This is a genomic window from Neptunomonas phycophila, assembly GCF_001922575.1.
GTDB lineage: Bacteria > Pseudomonadota > Gammaproteobacteria > Pseudomonadales > Balneatricaceae > Neptunomonas > Neptunomonas phycophila.
Window position 1 is genome coordinate 1 of the sequence record NZ_MRCI01000019.1, and the last position, 579, is coordinate 579.

At 50.4% G+C, this 579-nt stretch carries 1 protein-coding gene; it reads right to left on the reverse strand.

What is annotated here, in order from left to right; all coding sequences use genetic code 11:
* Positions 1 to 579 (reverse strand): Ig-like domain-containing protein (locus tag BS617_RS18135; protein ID WP_139303248.1); only part of this gene is annotated, 579 nt, incomplete at both ends.

The following is a 579-nucleotide window of genomic DNA, read 5'->3' on the forward strand; positions in this document are numbered from 1 at the left end:
CGTTAAATCCAAGGTTAGGAATGTAGGTTAGCGTTCCGTCTGGGTTGATGGATACGGTTCCGTTAGCAGCACTAGCGCTACTGACAGAAAGGGAATCGCCATCAGAATCGGTGTCATTGTCCAGTACAGTGATAATTGCCGGTGTGTTTTCGTTGGTAGACGCCGAATCATTAACAGCATTTGGGTTATCGTTGATTGGATTGACCGTGACAGCTACGGTAGCCGTTGAGGTACCGCTGTTACCATCGCTCACGGTATAGGTGATGGTATCTGAGCCATTAAAATCGGCGTTTGGTGTATAAGTGATGGTGCCATCAGGGTTGATCGCGACGGTGCCGTTACCAGCTGTAGCAGAGTCTACTGTGAGCGTATCGCCCTCAGCATCGGAGTCATTGGCTAATACATCCACAGTGACTGGCGTATCTTCATCCGTAGTTGCTGATTCGCCCGCGGTGGTGGGGTTGTCATTCACCGCATTAATGGTCACCGCTACGGTAGCCGTTGAGGTACCGCCGTTACCATCGCTCACTGTATAAGTAATGGTATCGGAGCCAGTGAAGTTCGCATTAGGCGTGTAAG